The organism is Terrisporobacter hibernicus, assembly GCF_020809405.1.
In the GTDB taxonomy this organism is placed as follows: Bacteria; Bacillota; Clostridia; order Peptostreptococcales; family Peptostreptococcaceae; genus Terrisporobacter; species Terrisporobacter petrolearius.
The window spans coordinates 1000789-1020225 of the sequence record NZ_CP081135.1; the positions used below are offsets into that span (position 1 = coordinate 1000789).

The following is a 19437-nucleotide window of genomic DNA, read 5'->3' on the forward strand; positions in this document are numbered from 1 at the left end:
TAAATGAAAACACTGCTAATGATATTATTGGTGCATATAAAAATACATACACAAGAGTTAAATATATATTTGATGTGAATTTCTTTATAATAGTAATCCACCGCCTTCCTTATCTGATTCGTCACTAAATTTATTAAGTATTGCCATGGAAATTAAAATGACTATCATCATGAAGATTGATATTGCTGAACCAAAATGCCAGTCACCAACTGACATAAATTGTTGTTCTATTAAGTTACCAATTAACATGAATTGTCCACCACCTAGTAATTTTGAAATTACAAAGGTAGATACTGCTGGCATAAATACCATTGTTATTCCTGATGCTACACCAGGCATACTCAATGGTAATATTACTTTTGTAAACACTTGTCTGCCGTTAGCACCTAAGTCTTTAGCTGCATTTATTAAATCTTGATCCATTTTTGATAAGATTGTATATATTGGCAGTATCATAAACGGTAAAAAGTTGTAAACCATACCTAGCATTACCGCTGTATCTGTATAAAGTATATTAACAGGACTAAATCCTAACCCTGTAATTATTGTGTTTAATATTCCGTTTCTTCCTAGAATTGCTGACCAAGCATAAGTTCTAAGTAAGAAGTTCATCCACATAGGAATTATTGCAAGCATAAGCAATGTATTTTGTCTGCTTGCTTTTGTTTTAGATATTATATAAGCAGTTGGATATCCTATTAATAAACATAATATTGTTGATAATACTGCTAGTTTAATTGATCTAAAAAATATTCTAAAATACATAGGTTGCATTAGTTCTTCAAAATATTGTAAAGTGAAAGTGTACCCTTCATTGGTACTTTTCGTAAAAGCAAAGAATACAATTAAGAATAAAGGAATTACAATGAATAATCCACTCCAGATTATATATGGAGAAGATACTTTTAAGCCTAACTTATTTTTATTGTTCATTGGACTCATCATCCCCTGTTTTTCTCATGATATGTATGTCTTCTGGATAAATATCTAAACCTAAGTCACATCCAACTTCTGCTGATTTAGTATTATGAAGTAACCAAGTTAATCCACTAGATTTAACTGTCATTTCATAATGAACACCTTTGAATACACAAGAAGTAACTTCTCCTCTTAACATACCATCTTCTGGTTTAACCATTTTTATATCTTCTGGTCTAATTACTACTTGAATTTCTTCATCTTTTTTAAATCCTTTATCCACACAATCAAAGCTCTTTCCACAAAACTCTACTAAAAAGTCTTCGTGCATTACACCATCCATTATATTACTTTCACCTATAAATCTAGCAACAAAGGCATTTTCAGGTTCGTTGTATATATCTTGAGGAGTTCCCATTTGTTGTATTTTACCTTTATTCATAACAACAATAGTATCTGACATTGATAATGCTTCCTCTTGGTCATGAGTAACAAATATAAATGTTATTCCTAATTGTTGTTGTATATTTTTAAGTTCTCTTTGCATTTCTTGTCTTAATTTTAAGTCTAATGCTCCCAAAGGCTCGTCTAGTAAAAGTACCTTTGGCTCATTTACTAAAGCTCTTGCTATGGCAACCCTTTGTTGTTGACCACCACTTAATGAATCAACACTTCTACTTTCAAATCCTGGCAATGCTACTAATTTAAGCATTTTTTTAACTTTTTCATTTATAGTTTTTTGATCCATTTTTTTTATTTTTAGTCCAAAAGCTATATTTTCATATACATTCATATGAGGAAATAAAGCATATTTTTGAAAAACTGTATTTACTGGTCTTTCATATGGAGGTATTTCATTTACATCTTTACCTTGGAATAAAACACTTCCATCGTCAGCAAATTCAAATCCAGCTATTATTTTTAAAGTAGTTGTTTTTCCACATCCACTTGGTCCTAGTAAAGTTAAAAATTCATTTTTTCTTATATCTAAATTAAGGTCTTTTAATACCTCATTATCTTCATATGTTTTTGATATATTTTTTAATTCAATTATGTTCTCTTGTTTCAAATGTAAACACCTCTTTTATTCTAAAAATTCGCTTCGCTCATAGCGTCAACGAGATGTCTTCGCTATCGCTTCAGACAACTCCGTTACTTAAAATTTGCTTCGCTCATGCACCAACGATATATCTTCGCTTCGCTTCAGATATATCCGTTGCTTAAAACATTGGCGGAGTACTTACCCAAACAACTTTTGCTTCTTTTTTGCCTGGGTTTGATATATAGTGATTAGCTCTAGGTTTAAAGTAAAAACTTTCGCCTTTTCTTACTTTATTTTTCTTATCTCCTAGATGAAGGAATATTGAACCTGCTAGAACATATCCAAATTCTTCTCCTTCATGTGGCTTATCTTCTTTATATTGTCCACCTGGTTGTAAAGTTATTATTATAGGTTCCATATCATTTTTTTGTGAGTTTGGAACTAACCATTTCAATGTATATTTTAAATCCTCGTCTTCAGTTTCAAACATATCATCCTTTGTAAAGGTGATTTTTTCATCACTTATTTCATTGAAAAACTCTCTTAAATTCGTTCCCAAGATATCTAATATATCTATTAAGGTTGCAATAGATGGTGACGTTAAATTATTTTCAAGCTGAGATATAAATCCCTTAGATAGTTCGCATCTGTTTGCCAATTCTTCCTGGGTCAGTTGCTTTTCTATTCTCATACGTTTAATTTTTCCACCTATATCCATAGCAACACCTCCCTTTTATCATATAAAATTTATTTTTATTATTTTATGTCGACTTTTGTTTTTATTATTAGTAAATTTTTAGTTTAGTATATTGAACTTAATTTTTACTTTCTATGTTATTATATGTAAACATTAAGTTTATAATTTCTAAACAACAATAGCTATTATATAAAATTCCGAGCTATTTTTCAATAGTTTTTTTATTTTTTTGTTTTTCAGCCAAAACTTTAAAAGCCTGTAGGTAACTTGTTTATATTATTTCAATCTTTACAATTGTTTATATTAATTATTTAAAAGTTTAGTATGTCTAACTGTTTTCTTATTTAATATGATTTTTATTATTGATATATACTAATATTAATAATAAATTCATTTAATATAAATTTTAATTTTCTTAATTTTTTCTAAAACAATTCGTCCAAGTAAATTGCAATATCTTGTCCTTTTTGGACTTAAAAAAAGTATTGATTATATTATCAATACTTTTAGTTTATTATTCTCTATTTTTATAAATTAAATCATTTTCAATTTTAATTAGTTATTTTTTAGCTTCTTTTATTTTTTATTATTTTCTTCAGATAATATGTTTTTTACTGATTCGCTGTATTTATTAGTTTCTTTCACCTTATGATCTCTTGTATCTTTATTGCTAATTTTATTTATAAAACTTTGCCATTTTCCTCATGTTTAATCATCCCACCACACTCTTTACAAATCATTACAATACCTCACTTTCTTTATTAATTCTCAACTCTTATTCTATATTTTAATTTTAAATCATTATATGTAAAAAGTCTTTATTTTAATTTGATTTTGAAATTAAATCATTTGTGCTTAACATATCCTAAATATGGTTCTATACTTATTGTATAAAACGAAAAAAAATCATATTAATATAACATATTTAACTATTCTTAAACTTTAATTGGAGGATTCTTATGATTATTTATAAATTTTTCGCACTTGGTGAATATGAAAAAAAGGAAAAATGGATAAACATAATGTGTTCTAAGGGCTACGCTTTAAAAAGTTGGAGCTTTTGTAAGTATAAATTTGAAAAATGTAATCCTGGTGAATATAATTACTTCCTTGAATTGTTTGAAAATCTTTCTTCTTCTCCTAACCAAGAGGACTTTCTCAATTACTTAGAAGATGAGTGGAGCGTTGAATATGTATGCCACTATAGAAATTGGGTATTTTTTAGACGAAAAAAAATGTTAGGTAAATTCAGCATGTTTTCTAATTTAGAATCTAAGATTGATTATTTTAGAAGAATATTATTATTTAGGCTTTTTGCATTTATATTTTTAATTTGTTTTTCAATACTAAATATTTTATATTCTTCTATAGGGTCTACAGATAAAGTTTTTGCATTGTTGTTAATTTTAATAGCCATAATAGTTTTTACTGTAAATATACCAACTTTTATAAAATATCGTAAATTAAAGAAAACAGATGAATCCTAAGAAAACCTTAGGACTCATCTGCTTTTTATATTTTCACTTTATTTTTCAATTTCTCTAAGCCTTTCTGTAACACTTTTTACACTGGAATATTTATAAACAACTAATGGAGTAATTAAACAAATTACAAATATAAAAGCTAGTAAACATATAAAAGGTAATGTAGGAAATACAAATTTTGCATAACTAGCAATTTTCTTAGTTGCTTTTGCTATTTCAAATATAATTGCCATTCCAAAAGTTGATACAAGAAAAGTAGTTATCCCTGCATAATACCCTCCTTCAAACACTAACATATTCTTAATTTGTTTCTTTGTCATTCCTATACTTTCCATTATGGCTAATTCTTTTCGTCTCGTGTTGATACTTGTAATCATAACATTGATAAAGTTTAACACTCCTATTAAAATCAATATTGCAGACATACTAGTAGATATAATATTCATGATTGTCACATTATTACTAAACTCCTTAACTAGTTGTGCTCTTGACTCTACAAATAAATACTCTGAGTCTATCATTTCGTTGAGCCTAGAATATATTTCTTCTTCATATTTTTTATCTACGTTTATATACAACATACTATTAACTGCTTTTTTATCTAACTTTTCAATCTGAGTTGAACTTATATAAATAACTGGCAATCCTATATCTGGTAGTAAATTAGAGTCATTTTCAAATTTCACCGTCTGAAAAGTCAAGGACTTGCTATATTTACCTTTTAAAGTAATTCTATTATCTAGGTTATTTTTCTCTTCTTTTGAATAACATAAAGTATCTATTAAAGCAATTTTTCCTGACTTAAAATCATCTAAATCCATTTTAATATTACTCATTTCACTGAATTTTTCTATTGCTAAATCATCCACTCCAATTATAAAAGACCTATGATACAGAGGTGTTTCAATTTTCATTTTCCCTTGAAAATCCGTTATTTCTTGTATGTCATCTTTATCATATATAAATTTACTTAATAAGCGTGGTATTTCATTTGTATCACTTTGTAAATTAGAAAATTTAAATTTATTAACTGACTCCACACCTTTAATATTTTCTACTTCTTTTATAAAATCATCGTTCATTTTTTCGTCTATAGCTTGAATATTTTGCACTCTAAAATCACTGCTTATATATGTATCAATGTAATTATCCACACTTAAACTACTAGTAAAAGTGTAAATACTTAAATATGTCATAATCCCCATAAAGAGAGATAAAAATACTAAAGTTGCACGTTTTTTATCTCTAAATACGTTGTGATACGCCATCTTATAAATTTTTCCACCCTTAGTACTTTTTCTATAACCATTGTTATTATTTTTCTTTTCTTTATTTCCCATGGAATATTTAAGAGCTTCTGTTGGGGATATGGAACTTGCTATTTTTGCTGGTTTTCTACAACTGATACTTACTGTTAGTATTGAAAATATGGTTGCTGATATAAATATTATTGGATTAAAGGATATGTCTCCTGGCATTGCATTAGCATAAGCATCAGAATTAAAACTTCCAAGAATCATAGGTACAACTCCAAACGATACCGTTGCCCCTAAAGTCAGTCCTATTGGAATACCTATAATAGCCAGTTTAAACGCCTGTCCATTTACAATTTTCTTAATTTGTTTTGGAGATGCACCTATAGTCTTTATTAATCCATAAAAATGTATATCTTTACTAACAGATATGTACATTATATTGTATATTAGTAAATATCCACTAAATGCTATAAATAACCCTATGGTTCCCATAACAATAATAAGATTTTTCTTTACTTCTTTTCCATCTTCATTAGCATCGTTATAGTAATCAAATTCTTGCATATCATCTAATTTAATCTTGGACTTTAAAATTTCTTGGGCATTATATTTTTTACCAGATTTAAAACTAATAGTAATTGAGCCATTATGGCCTACACTTAAATCATTATTTTTTATATAATCTTTTGATAGTGCTAAGTATCCTATTTTTTCAGTAACTGAATAAGTCTTATATTTACCACTTAATATAAACTCTTTCTTATTTTTGTTTCCTTTTGCATCTATATATTCTAGCTTAATTTTTTCTCCTATTTTTGCATCTTCTTTTCCTAAAAACTCTAATGCTTTAGTAGATACCATCACTTCATCTTCACTTGTTGGGTAATTTCCCTCTAGGTTGCTTATTGTAGGTGTAATTTGTTTTTCCCAGTTTTCTTTATCATAATATTTTAAAAATATCTTATGATTGTCTTTTTCTAGTTTTTCATTAATAACATTTCCTACTAAAATTTCTTCACCAATTGATGTGGTTAAACCCAAATTCTTTATAGCTTCAATTTGCTCTTTTTTAGGATTTGACAACATGGCATCTGATGTTGTTCCTCTTATTCTAATATTCATCGTATTATAATTATTTACAAGACTAACTCCTATAGTAAATATTGAGCACGTCATAAATGTAGTGAGCACTATAGCAAGAACTACAAATATATTTCTACCTCTGTTAAATTTTAATGATGATTTTGTTATCTTATTTACTATATTTTTATTATTATTTTTAAACTTCATCTCTGCCACCCTTTTTCCTCTATCTATTCATCATGCTATAGTTATATAATAATAAATACTTATGACAATCCTCTGACATAAAAAAATCAGATTATGATATTTTCTTACTTCTAATCTGATTTTTATTTATTATATTTTATTTTTTATATCATTTAACATAAATATGGAAAAAGTACTCCCTGTATCTTGTGATTTCACTTTTATATATCCATCTTGTTTTGTAATTATTTGTCTGCTTAAATAAAGACCTATTCCTATCCCTTCTTTATCTTGTACATTTTGACCTCTATAAAATCTAGAAAATATCTTGGGAATTTCCTCTTCTTTTATTCCAATTCCATGATCTTCAATATCGATTCGTGTAAACATCTCATATTTTTGTATGGCTATATTAATTTTGCTATTTTCTTTGGAGTATTTTATTGCATTTTCAATTATGTTAAAAATAGCTTCACATGTCCATTTTTTATCGTGGTATAGATTAACTTTATCCTTTTGTCTAAAATCAATATGTATATTTTTCATTTCAGCTTTTTTATGAAGTTGCGTAATAGCCAGTAAAATTGTATCATTTAAATCTTCATATTTTTGATTTATACTAATTACTGAACTTTCCAGTCTAGACATCTTTATCATATTTTCCACTAAAAAACAAAGTTTGTCTAATGACAAAAGAATAATTTCATTAAACTCTTGTCTCTCTTCTTTTGTCAAATCTTCATCTTGTAAAAATTCACTATACATTTTCATATTTGTTAAAGGTGTTTTTAACTGATGCGCTATATCAGAAATCAATGATTTTATTTCATTTTTATCCTTTTCTATTTTATTGTTTTGAGTTTTTAAAATATTAGTTAATCTTAAAGTCTGATGTTGTAGTTTTGAAAATAGAGAATCGTCTATCATAGAAAATACTTCAGTTTCCCTCATATCAGATATGGTAGCTAACATATCTGATAGTTTTATTAGTATATCTTTCATATAATTGTGAAACATTCTTTCATAAATAAAAAACATGAAAATCACAACGAAATTGAATGCTAAAACAATTAAACTAATCTTGAAACTTTCACTTATAAACCAAATTGTCACATTAAAAATCAAGCAAATAATTAAAAGACATATTTTAAATAAATTATTTTTTCTATCAAATTTTTTATTCATTATTTATTCTCCCATAATATATCCAATACCAAATAAGGTAACTATATATTCAGGATTTTTCGCATCATCTTCTACTTTCTTACGAAGTCTTCTTATATTTACAGATAAAGTGTTTTCATCTACGTAGTTTCCATTGTTGTCCCAAAGTTTATCTAATAAAATTTCCTTAGTCATAGCCCTACCTTTATTTCTGCTTAACACTTCCAATAATTTGTACTCTGTAACTGTTAAATATATTTCTTCATCATTTTTATAAACTTTTCTGCTAATATAATCAATTTTCATATTTTTGTATTTAAAAATATCCTTCTTTGAAGAAGTGTTTCTTTTTAGAATAGCACTTATTTTTAATTTTAATACATCCATAGAAAAAGGCTTTGAAATATAATCGTCACAACCACACTCAAACCCCTGAATCATATCTTCTTCTGTATCATTTGCTGTAAAAAATACTATAGGAAAATCCATCTTATCATTTATACTTCTACACAAATCTAGTCCGCTTCCATCAGGTAGATTAATATCTAAAAGTAAGAAGTCTATTTCATTTTGCAAAATAGCATTTTTCCCTTCTTCCATATTGTATGCGTTTATAATTTTGTAGCCTTCCTTTTTTAATGCAAAGGTAACTCCCTTATTTAATACCCTATCATCTTCTATTATTAAAATTGTACCTATAATAATCACCCCTTTAATCAACTGTCCTATCTAATTATAGCAATAGTGGTAGATTTTTCATACCTACCACCATTGCTTATTTTCTAATTTTCTATTTCTCTTAATCTTTCTGTTACACTTGATTTGCTATCATATTTGTAGACTATACTTGGAATTATTAAGCAGACAGCAAATATTAATGTAATTAGAGAAAGTAAAGGTATTGTAGGAAAAACAAATTCTGCATAATCAGCAATTTGTTTTGTAAGTTGTGCAATAAAATACACCACTCCCATGCCTAAGGTACATGTGATTAAAGTAGTTATTCCTGCATAATATGCACCTTCTAAAGTTAACATTGTTATAATTTGTCTCTTAGTCATGCCTATACTTTCCATTATGGCAAGTTCTTTTAATCTTACATTTACATTAGTAACCATAACATTAATGAAATTTAATAAACCTATAATTATTAAAATTATGGCAATTCCTCCCCCTAATAAATTCATCATCATAGAACTTTTCTTAAAATCATTCATAGTATCTGTTTTAGACGTAAGGTTAAAACGATTTTTACTAGCTAGTGTTTTTAATTTACTTTTTACTTCACTATCATAGCTATCTTTCACATCCACGTATACTAAATGATTTTTAGTATCTTTAGTCAATTTATTTAAGGTAGAGGAACTAACGTATATTACTGGCATACCTGTTTCACTTGAACCTATAGATAAAATTGAATTTTCTTCTTCCATTAGATCTATTTTTATTCTCTTAGATTTATTTTCTTTAGTATTTCTAAAAGTTATTTTCTCTTTTGAGAGATTCAATTTTTCTTTATCATTATAATAAAATCCATCTATTAAAGCTAAGTTTCCTTTTTTGAAAGCTTCTACATCTATTTTTTTATTAATTGCTTCGTTGTATCTTTCTATAGTTTTGTCTTCTAATCCAACTACCATCGGTGCTAATTTGCTAGGATCTTTCTCTATATCTTTTAAATATTTATCTAATCCGTCTAAATCTTCTCCATGTATACGGTAACCTCTTTGTAAAGCTGGCATAAGTACTTTTTTATTCATGTCCATTTGTATAGAGGAAGTTGCTAGAACCTCTACAGAATCAACACCTTTTGTAGTCTTTACTTCATCTATAACTTTATTATCTAATGTAAAATTATCGTCATAATAATTTTGTATTTCAAAATCATTAGGTAAATATCTATTCGCATAGTTTTCTAAACTAATACTATTCATAAAAGTATTTACACTTAAATATGTCATGATTCCCATAAATAAAGATAGAAAAACTAATATTGCACGTTTTTTATCTCTAAAAACATTATGCCAAGCCATTTTATAAAGTTTTCCACCCTTAGTAGAGTTTCTATTTTTCTTTTCTTTTTTTGATTTTTTACCACTAAATTTCATAGCTTCTATCGGAGAAATACTACTAGCAATTTTAGCAGGTTTTTTACAACTTATTAATATTGTAATTAGTGCAAATAATATGGTTCCAACAAAAACTAGTGGAGTAAAATATATTTCACTTGGCATCATAGATGCGTAATAAGTTCCACCACTCATTCCCTCAATAGCAGATGGCACAATTAAATAAGAAACTATTACTGATAAAGTTAATCCTATTGGTATGCCTATTGCTGCTAATCTAAGACCTTGTCCTCTTACGATTTTTTTAATTTGTTTTGGTGATGTTCCTATAGTTTTAAGCAATCCATAGAACTGAATGTTTCTAGTAACTGCTATATATAAAATGTTGTAAATAAGTAAATATCCACTAAATACTATAAATCCACCTATAATAGCTACAATACTTACAGATGCCATCATTATACCTTCTGAATCTTGCTCCACATCATAGTTATATTCAAATTTTTGTTTTTTATTTAAAGATACTTCTTTTTCTAAAAGTTTTGGTGCCTGGTTTTTTTTACTTTTTTCTAAAGTAATTAAAAGTTGCCCATTTTTTTCTAAAGTCAAATTGTTATCTTTTATAAAATCTTCTGATACAAATATTTCTCCACTATCTTGAATATAAGCATAAGAAGTGAAATATCCACTTATAACAAATTCCTTTTCACTTACTTTTCCATTTATATCACAAGGAATTTTTATTTTATCTCCTATTTTAGCATTTTCTTTATCTAAAAATTTTAATGATATTTTAGATATCATAATTTCATTTTCTTTAGTAGGGTAATCTCCTTCTATATCACTTATACAGGGACTAAGTTGTTTCTCCCAGTTTGTTTCATCTAAATATTTAAGTGATATAGTAGTTTTACTTTTACTTAACTCTTTTGAACTTACAATACCTGCATTTATTTCCTTACCAATATTTTTAGCCACATCTAAATTCATAATTTCTTTAATCTGTTTATCTGTTGGATTTGGCAAAAAAGTACTTGCTGCTGTTCCTTGATCTCTTAAATTCATTGTTGCGTAGTTTTTTGCAAAACTCATTCCTAAGGTAAATATGGAAGATATCATAAAAGTAGTTAAAATAATTGCTACTACTACGAAAATATTTCTAGTCTTATTAGACTTAAGAGATGATTTTGTGATCTTCTTTATTATATTTTTATTATTATTTTCTATTTTCATTATTCATCACCTCTCGCCACCTTGCCATCTTCAATTCTTATAACTCTGTCAGCTAATTGTGCTATTTCCTCATTGTGAGTTATCATTACCATTGTTTGATTGAATTTTTGACTAGTCATTTTAAGAAGACCGATTACATCCATTCCTGTTTTACTATCAAGATTTCCCGTAGGTTCATCTGCTAAAATTATAGCTGGTTTAGTAGCTAGTGCTCTCGCTATTGCCACACGTTGCTGTTGCCCCCCGGATAAGTTATTTGGCATATTTGTCAATTTATCACTTAACCCTAAAGTGTTTATTATTGAATCAACGTATTCTGTATCTATTTTTACACCATCTAATTCTATGGGAAGAACTATGTTTTCATAAACATTTAGTATTGGTACTAAATTGTAATTTTGAAAAATAAAACCTATATTTCTTCTTCTAAAAATAGTTATTTCTTCATCATTCATTTCACTTAATTTTTTATTATTTATAATTACTTTTCCTTCAGTTAATCTATCTAAACCTCCTAGCATATTTAACAGTGTAGATTTTCCACTTCCTGAGGTTCCAATTATAGCAACAAACTCACCTTCATCTATATCAATATTTACATGGTCTAATGCCCTTACTATATTTGGTTCCTGTCCATATATCTTAACTAAATTTATCCCTTTTAATATACTCATTTTATCCACCTCTTAATTTATTTTTATAATTTATATATTAGTAAACACTTATTACAATCTTCTGACAGATCTATAAATATTTAATTTATAGGTATATCCACAATTGTTTTATAAATATTTATAGCTTCGTCTAATGATTTAGCTGGACCAGATATTATATAGTTGCCTTTATAAATGCAAATTTCATCTAAATCCTTTGAAAAACTAATTTCATAATCAGATATAAGTTCATTTTTTTCTTTTGTTAGTATCCCTTGCACAACTCCATCTTTTGTTACACTAGAGGCTGTCACATAATATTTTTTATCTTCTATACTTACAGTACCTTTTAGTTCTTTGCTATATTTCAAATATCTATATATAAAATGTGTGTCAGATAAAGTTCCATTAATTTTTATATCTACATGATTTACTACTGCATTACCTTCAACTACAATAGAATTTTTAAAATATTTATCAATATTAGTTACTTTTTTATGAGAATTGATGTATAAGTTAAAACAAATAAAAATTGAAATTAATATTAATATGACTACAATAATTTTGTTTTTCATTTTCATAGCTATTCACCTCCGTATAAATCTTCTACTTATATAATATCTTTTACTTCTGACAAACTTCTGACAGAAAAAAAGAGTTACTACACAAAATTTGTGTTGTAACTCCATCTATTAATTAAATAAAATTTTCTCTTTCAATTTTTCAAAGAAACTATTGTTATAGTATCCCAACGTCCTTATATTATTGCCAAAACTAGCTAAAATATGAAGTTCACCACTACACAGACCTAACTTACTACTTATAGGTCCTTCTTTAACATCCATATATTGCACTTTTTCATATTTTATAATACTAATTTTTTTAGCAAAAATACCCCAGGACATAGCCATATTTTCATTACCCATATAAAGTCCACGAGTTAAATAGATCATATAATAAAATAATACTAAAGTTAAAAATATTACAAAATCAATTCCCACTAATATTAATGGTGAAATACCTGTATTAAACTTATAAATACAATATAAAATCACAGAAGAAAATATTGTTCCAAGTATAACATCAATAATTTTTATTATATGATGATTTTTAGATTCTCTCTCCAAATTTAAGTATTCCTCTAAATTTAGCTCTGGAAGCAAAACTTTCATATTTTTTATGAAATCCTCTTTATTACTAGATAATAAAATTTGAGAGCCTTCAGAGTCATCATCTCCTACTCCAATAGTTACTATGTCACTTTGATACCTTTTGAATATCCTGGATATGTAAGATTGTTTAACATTTAAAGCATTAATCCTATTTATTGGCACAGCAAATTTTTTTATTTTTAATAAACCATAGCTTATGTATAGTTTATCTCCTTCACGTTTAATTGAAAAATTATAATATTTAATTAAATCACCAAAGAAGAATTGAAATATGGAAAAACAGGAAGTAATTAATATTATTGCCAACGCAAAAAAGCCTTTGGTTCCATCAAATTTGATTGAAGCAAATGCCGCAAATCCTATCATTGCTAAGTTAAATATAAATCCAAATAATGATAAATTATAAAAGCAATGCTTTAATACATCATTTACAGAATAAACTATGTCATACTCTATGTTTTCATCATCAAAATATAGCTCACTTCTTTGTGCATCAATATTTGTATTATCTTCTCCACTTTGTAAATTTTTTAATCTTTCATTATTCATAATAGATAAAACTTTATTTTTAAAATCACAGGCATGTTTTTTGGAAAGTACGATTTCTATATCTGTTGAATTTGCTGTAGATAAACTATCAGTATCAATTTTTATTTTATAAGTTCCAATTATTCTTTCAAAAATATTTTGCTCTAAGTTTACATTGGATATATTTCTAATTCCAAATGTATTCTCCTTTGAATTAATTGTATTTCTTTGAATAACTATTGTATTTTCTTCTATAGCTATAAAAGTTTTAGCCCAAACCATAATATTGTAAATTAAAATTAGAATTAAGACACCCATAATAATTCCTAAAATCAATAGGTTTTCACCGCTAAATCCGTCCTTTACTATTTCCTGTAAATCATCTAAGTTTCTAAAAAATATAAAAAACAATGCTATAATAATTCCACATGTTTTTTCAAGAATAATACTCGGATGACACCTAAATTTTTCTTTACTCATAAATGTCACCTTCCTTATAATAAATTACCTTGCTTGTCTAATCTTGACTCTATAGCTACTTCATTTATTTTTTTCTTAAGAGTATCTGCTATAAATTCAGATTTTTCATCTTCCAAAAACCTAATTGTAACATCTCCACCAGCTGTAGTAACGATAACCTTTGACAGTTTAAACATTCTATCAATAGGTCCTTTTTCTATGGCAATTTTGTGAAGTCTTTCTATAGGAACTATATTTCTTTCTATAAATATAAACCCTTCTTTAACATCGATAGCATCTTCTGTTATAGAATACCTATATCTTTCATATCTTATCTTTGGTGATACTATTAAATACAAAAAATCTAATAAAACTAATCCTATCATTATGTTTACAACAATTTGTGGAAAATGATCCCCAAATATAAACCAAATCACAAATAAAATACTACTACTTATTAAAAATTGTACTAACGAGGCTACAAACATACAATTTATAGATGTTTTGCTTAACTTTTCATATTTCATTAAATTTCCCCCTTTCAAAATAAATTAAATATTGTAAAGTTATCAACTAATTTTTATTATATTACAAATGTAAAATTATTCCTATGAAGTTATGGTTACAATTTGTTAAGGAAATATAAAAAAGCAGCTTATTAAATTAATAATAAACTGCTTTTAGTAATTATCCTAATATTAATTTTAAATGTTCTTGCAGGATATGTATACCTGTAGTGTTCTCTCCACCTCTTGGTATTATTATATCCGCATGTTTTTTAGAAGGCTCCACAAATTGCTCATGCATTGGTTTTACCGTATTAACATATTGTGATAATACTGACTCAACACTTCTCCCTCTTTCTTTTGTATCTCTCAGTATACGACGCATTAAACGCTCATCTGCGTCTGTATCAACAAATACCTTTATATCCATAAGATCTCTAAGTTCTGGATCTTCAAATATTAATATTCCTTCTACAATAATAACTTTTTTAGGGTGAGCAAGCACTGTTTCTTTAGCTCTAGTATGTTTAGTGTAATCATAAACAGGAACTTCTATTTCATTCCCTGCTTTTAAATTTTTTATGTCTTCTATCATTCTTTTTGTTTCAAAAGATGATGGATGATCGTAGTTTAAATTTTTTCTTTCTTCAAGAGTCTTATCATCATTTGCTTTGTAGTAACTATCATGACAAATTAACTCTATATCATCCTTGAAAAACTCTTTAATATAATTTACTATAGTTGATTTTCCTGATGCAGTTCCACCTGCTATACCAACAACACTCACTTGTTTCATATTATCTTCCACCTACTCATATATTTTTACACTTACTTTTACCCAGCCGTAAAAGTCCGTTAATTATCTATATCTGAAATATTTTATCATATTTTTATGGATAATTAACATGGGAAAAATAACCATATGATTTCAATTATACAAATAACCTCATCCTATTTATGTTATGTATCTTATAAATTATTATCAAACCATTTTAACATTTTAAGCTTATTCTTGAATTAATAGTTATTATTCCAACTTATTATAACATAATCGCATATTTTTTTACCATTTTTTTACACATAAATAGATATATATAATAATTTATAATATTAAAAAAACTACTGGAATTACTTATCCAGTAGTTTTTAAAATTAAAATTTGTCATTACTATAATGTACTTCTTCATAAGAAGGTAGTTTAAAATTTCCTTCTTTCTTTATTTTTTTACTTACTTTTTCATTTTCATCTTCTATTAAATCAGTTAATTCTTCTAAATTGCTTGCATGATTTACAAAGTTGTTTATATCAGTTTCATGGAGTTCTTTTCTACTTTGATTTACTTTTCGCATTTGTGCCTCCTTTTTCTTCTATAAAATATATATTTATTATAGATTTCCACACCCACATATTTTTATTACTAATAAAACTAAGAATTGATTTCCAAAATATAAAGTTTTTTATTTTTTTATAAAAATCCTTCAAATATAATTTTTTTTATCATTGAAGGATTTTTATAAATATAATAGAAATTATATTTATATCAAAATAAGAATCACAGCTCCCCCAAATAGCTGTGATAATACAATACATCTTTTTGAATTTCCCTAAAAAGAGTTGCTTTTAAAATGGTTAAATTTAACCATTTAACAACTCTTGTATATAAAGTAAAAAAGCTATCTTTTTTCAATGATTATCATATCATTCATCAAGATAGCTTTGTTTTTATATATTCTTTTATAACCCGATTGGTGTCCATATTATTACCCTTTTATTATATCCCCATTTTTATTTAATATATTATCCACTAGTTTTTTATCTAAATCCCATATTGATACAGGGTTTTTAACATCATCTTTAAATTCTTGTAATACTTTATTCATCCAAATTACATCCATCCATTTATCGTGCTTATAAACTGAGTTTGGAAAGATACTCATTACTTTAAATCCATACTTTTCATGGAATTTTATGCTTTTTTCGTTTATTGATAATATACAAGCATACACATTGTAATACCCTTGTGTTTCTAATAATTCTAATAAACTTTCATATAGGGCAGATGCTAATTTTCTTCCATGATAATTCCCATCAGCATATACTGAAACTTCTGCATTCCATTTGTATCCTTCTCTTTTAAATGGCTTTCCTGCATATGCATAAGCTACAACTACATCATCTATTTCACATACTAACCAGGGAAATTCTTTAGTTACTAAAGCAAATCTTTCTTCTAATTCCTCCATGGTTGGTACTCTATGCTCCGAGTTTACAACAATATCTTCTTGTTCAACATAAGGTCTATATATTTCTTGTATTCTCGCTAAATCTTTTACTGTTGCTAGGCGTATCTTCTTGCTCACTATCTTCCTCCTCATTATTGTTGTTGGCATAGTAAAATATAGTCCACAAGTAATTTTATAATACAATTGAAGGTTAATGCAATATTTATTTTATTTTTTTACTATGTTAAAATAATTTTTTTAAATTCTTCTAAGTTTTGAGTATAATTAAGGCTAAATATGTTATTATATTTAATTATGATATATATATTACAAACATAATAAGGAGATGAAAATTTGATAAAATTAGGACAGTATAACAAGCTTAAAGTTAAAAGAAAAGCTGAATTTGGATATTTTTTAGATGCTGAAACTGGACATACTAGCGATGATGTACTTCTTCACAATAGACTACTTAATAAAAATACAATTGAAGTTGGTGACGAAGTAGAAGTATTTATATACAAAGACTCTGAAGGAAGACTTTCTGCTACTATGGAATACCCAAAAGCACAGGTTGGAGAAATTGCTTATTTAAAAGTGGTAGCTCACACAAAAATAGGAAGTTTTGTAGATATTGGTCTTCCAAAAGATATCTTAGTACCTTTTAAAGCACAAAAATACGAAATGACTAAAGGTAATAGATATTTATTCTATATTTATGAAGATAAAACAGGTAGACTTGCTGCTACTACTGATATATTCCCTTACCTTTGTGTGGAACATTCATATAATGTTGGTGACAGTGTTGATGGTATAGTTTACGGATTCCAAACTAACAATTCTGCAACTATATGTGTAGACAATAAGTATGATGGAGTTATATTAAAAAACGAATACTTTACAGAACTTAATATAGGAGATAAGATAGAAAATCTTAAAGTTATTAAGATATACGAAGATGGAAGACTTGGACTTACTCCTAGAGGAGAGAGAAAAGTTGAGTTAGATATGTTAGAACTAGCTATAATTAACTATATGGAAGGAAATGACGGATTTATGAGATTTAATGATAAATCCTCTCCTGAAGAAATATCTACTGTATTTAATTCAAGTAAGAAAAACTTCAAAAGAGCTTTAGGTGTTCTTATGAAAAAGGGACTATTAATACAAAATGAAGAAGGAACTTTCCTAAAATAAACTTAACTTCGTTAAGTTTATAGAGCCAACGATATACCTTCGCTAAAGCTTCAGGTATCTCCGTTGCTTAAAATAAACAAATTTTACAAAAATAAAGTGAGGAGTAATAGCAATTCTATTACTCCTCTTTTAATTATCCATATTAATATCCCTTTTATTTTATTAAAAATTTATTATATATTGGCTAATATGTCTTCTTTATTCTTTAAGTGTCCAAGACCTATACTATCTAAAGTTAGCCCTTCTTTATAAAAATCTCTTCCTATTAATGTTCCACCAAGAACTATTATAGAATCAATATTAGGAGTAGGTACATTTAAAACTTTTCCTAAATCAGACCAAAGTACAAGACCTGTTGATATATCTTCTACCATATATCTCCCTTCCACACTTGCCGGACCTTTTATATGCTGAAAAACTGGACTTGTGTTAAAAAGTTCATGCAAAGGTTTGTCTTCATTTGCAAAGTAGCCTCTATTTATACGAGCTTGCTTAGTATCCTCTAACTGAATGTTTAAAGCCTTTGCCACAGCTTCTCTTTCATTTTCTACTGCTTTAACTATGTTTACCGTATGCTCAGTTATACCTTCTTTGTATAGCCAAAATTCTCCCTTAGTGTAATCAATTCTTCCTGCATTTAATAAAGTTGGTCCTGGATGAACTAAAGGATTAGGATTTTCTAAATTCACTACAATTACATTATCTGCTTTTACAAAACAATCATATATTTGAACACAAGCATTGAATACTTCATCTGTATTATATGATGGATAACCAGCTAAGTAAACTTTTCCTGCTTTCAAAGAAATATCTACTCTTCCTTCATTAACATATGCTCTTGTAGCATATGTTAATGAATTAGTTTCTCCAATTTTGAAGTCTTTTTCTATACCCATTTCTTTTGCTTTTTTTACAAATCTAACAGAAGCCATAGCTGGAGCTGAATTGATTAAAATTATCTGGTCTTCTTTAACTACTGGTGCAAGTATTTCTGCAAAATATTCTATTCCCATTCCTGGTACTGTTATCATAATAATTTGACAATCCTTAATTGCTTTTTCTAAGTCATCAGTTATTAAATTAATTTTTTCTACTGATTTTTTACCTTTATATTCTATGGCTATTTCATTATTTTTTTTAATAAATTGCAAGTCTTTACAAAATCTTTTCGATTCAAATATATTTACTAAAAATCCTTTTTGAGTTAAATCTGCTGCTGCAGTAATTCCTCCATTTCCACCACCTAATATTGCTACTCTTTCTACTTTCATATAATATGATTTCCCCCTTCGTGTTTTGTTGTTATTTATAATACATAAAAATAATTTTATGAATATTGCATAATTTTTTGAAATTACTTTATAATATATAGTAATTCTACATAATTTAGGCAAGTTTTTGCCATGCATTGTACTTGTTACTTTATTCTTTTTTTAAAAAAGAAGTGCTATGTTTGTTATTCTCTTAGCACTTCTTTTTGCATTTTCTATTATTAAAATATTTGTAATTAAGGCTTACAAACTATTCATATTCCTTCTTTCTAGTTTTTTTACTATATAAAATCAAA

Annotated in this window: 17 protein-coding genes; 2 read left to right on the forward strand and 15 right to left on the reverse strand. The window is 26.9% G+C overall.

Going from position 1 to position 19437, the window contains the following annotated elements:
- Positions 1-84: 84 nt before the first annotated feature.
- From JW646_RS04850 to JW646_RS04860, 3 genes are all read right to left on the reverse strand, one after another.
- Positions 85-933: an ABC transporter permease gene (locus JW646_RS04850; protein ID WP_074920189.1), complete on the reverse strand. Its 849-nt coding sequence runs from the start codon at positions 931-933 to the stop codon at positions 85-87.
- Positions 923-1987, reverse strand: coding sequence for a spermidine/putrescine ABC transporter ATP-binding protein (gene potA / locus JW646_RS04855; RefSeq protein WP_074920188.1), 1065 nt, complete (start codon positions 1985-1987; stop codon positions 923-925). The genes JW646_RS04850 and potA overlap by 11 nt, the downstream gene beginning before the upstream one ends.
- Before the next feature lie 151 nt (positions 1988-2138).
- Positions 2139-2678, reverse strand: coding sequence for a helix-turn-helix domain-containing protein (locus JW646_RS04860; protein ID WP_074920187.1), 540 nt, complete (start codon positions 2676-2678; stop codon positions 2139-2141).
- A 938-nt stretch (positions 2679-3616) separates the two neighbouring features.
- On the opposite strand from JW646_RS04860, the gene JW646_RS04865 reads away from it, so the two are divergent.
- Complete coding sequence (locus JW646_RS04865) at positions 3617-4144, forward strand: DUF2812 domain-containing protein (RefSeq protein ID WP_074920186.1); 528 nt, start codon at positions 3617-3619, stop codon at positions 4142-4144.
- Between the two features lie 38 nt (positions 4145-4182).
- Here JW646_RS04865 and JW646_RS04870 read toward each other — a convergent pair whose 3' ends face one another.
- The 11 genes from JW646_RS04870 to JW646_RS04920 all read right to left on the reverse strand — a co-directional run bounded on the left by JW646_RS04870 (position 4183) and on the right by JW646_RS04920 (position 16811).
- On the reverse strand, positions 4183-6687 hold the full coding sequence (locus JW646_RS04870) for an ABC transporter permease (RefSeq protein WP_228416800.1): 2505 nt from the start codon (positions 6685-6687) through the stop codon (positions 4183-4185).
- 129 nt (positions 6688-6816) lie between these two features.
- Positions 6817-7851 carry a sensor histidine kinase gene (locus JW646_RS04875; protein ID WP_148558414.1) on the reverse strand — a complete coding sequence of 345 codons (1035 nt, stop codon included), beginning with the start codon at positions 7849-7851 and terminating at the stop codon, positions 6817-6819.
- A 3-nt stretch (positions 7852-7854) separates the two neighbouring features.
- Positions 7855-8538, reverse strand: coding sequence for a response regulator transcription factor (locus tag JW646_RS04880; protein WP_083399455.1), 684 nt, complete (start codon positions 8536-8538; stop codon positions 7855-7857).
- Positions 8539-8612: 74 nt separating this feature from the next.
- Positions 8613-11132: an ABC transporter permease gene (locus tag JW646_RS04885; protein WP_228416801.1), complete on the reverse strand. Its 2520-nt coding sequence runs from the start codon at positions 11130-11132 to the stop codon at positions 8613-8615.
- Positions 11132-11806: an ABC transporter ATP-binding protein gene (locus JW646_RS04890; protein WP_148558412.1), complete on the reverse strand. Its 675-nt coding sequence runs from the start codon at positions 11804-11806 to the stop codon at positions 11132-11134. Before JW646_RS04890 ends, JW646_RS04885 begins: the two co-directional genes overlap by 1 nt.
- Before the next feature lie 80 nt (positions 11807-11886).
- Entirely contained in the window at positions 11887-12366 is a 480-nt protein-coding gene (locus JW646_RS04895) for a hypothetical protein (RefSeq protein ID WP_148558411.1), read from the reverse strand.
- Positions 12367-12477: 111 nt separating this feature from the next.
- On the reverse strand, positions 12478-13965 hold the full coding sequence (locus JW646_RS04900; protein WP_148558410.1) for a PH domain-containing protein: 1488 nt from the start codon (positions 13963-13965) through the stop codon (positions 12478-12480).
- 14 nt (positions 13966-13979) lie between these two features.
- A complete protein-coding gene (locus tag JW646_RS04905; RefSeq protein ID WP_148558409.1) occupies positions 13980-14471 on the reverse strand; it encodes a PH domain-containing protein in 492 nt (163 codons plus the stop codon).
- 160 nt (positions 14472-14631) lie between these two features.
- Entirely contained in the window at positions 14632-15246 is a 615-nt protein-coding gene (udk, locus tag JW646_RS04910) for a uridine kinase (protein WP_074920178.1), read from the reverse strand.
- Between the two features lie 356 nt (positions 15247-15602).
- Positions 15603-15800 (reverse strand): hypothetical protein, encoded by a 198-nt coding sequence (locus JW646_RS04915; RefSeq protein WP_074920177.1) that lies wholly within the window; start codon positions 15798-15800, stop codon positions 15603-15605.
- A gap of 411 nt (positions 15801-16211) precedes the next feature.
- Complete coding sequence (locus JW646_RS04920) at positions 16212-16811, reverse strand: GNAT family N-acetyltransferase (RefSeq protein ID WP_175487713.1); 600 nt, start codon at positions 16809-16811, stop codon at positions 16212-16214.
- A 216-nt stretch (positions 16812-17027) separates the two neighbouring features.
- Here JW646_RS04920 and JW646_RS04925 point away from each other — a divergent pair, with 216 nt between their 5' ends.
- On the forward strand, positions 17028-17870 hold the full coding sequence (locus JW646_RS04925; protein WP_074920176.1) for a CvfB family protein: 843 nt from the start codon (positions 17028-17030) through the stop codon (positions 17868-17870).
- A 173-nt stretch (positions 17871-18043) separates the two neighbouring features.
- Here the strand turns inward: JW646_RS04925 and JW646_RS04930 are convergent, their stop codons facing one another.
- Complete coding sequence (locus JW646_RS04930; protein WP_228416802.1) at positions 18044-19141, reverse strand: NAD/NADP octopine/nopaline dehydrogenase family protein; 1098 nt, start codon at positions 19139-19141, stop codon at positions 18044-18046.
- Between the last annotated feature and the right edge of the window lie 296 nt (positions 19142-19437).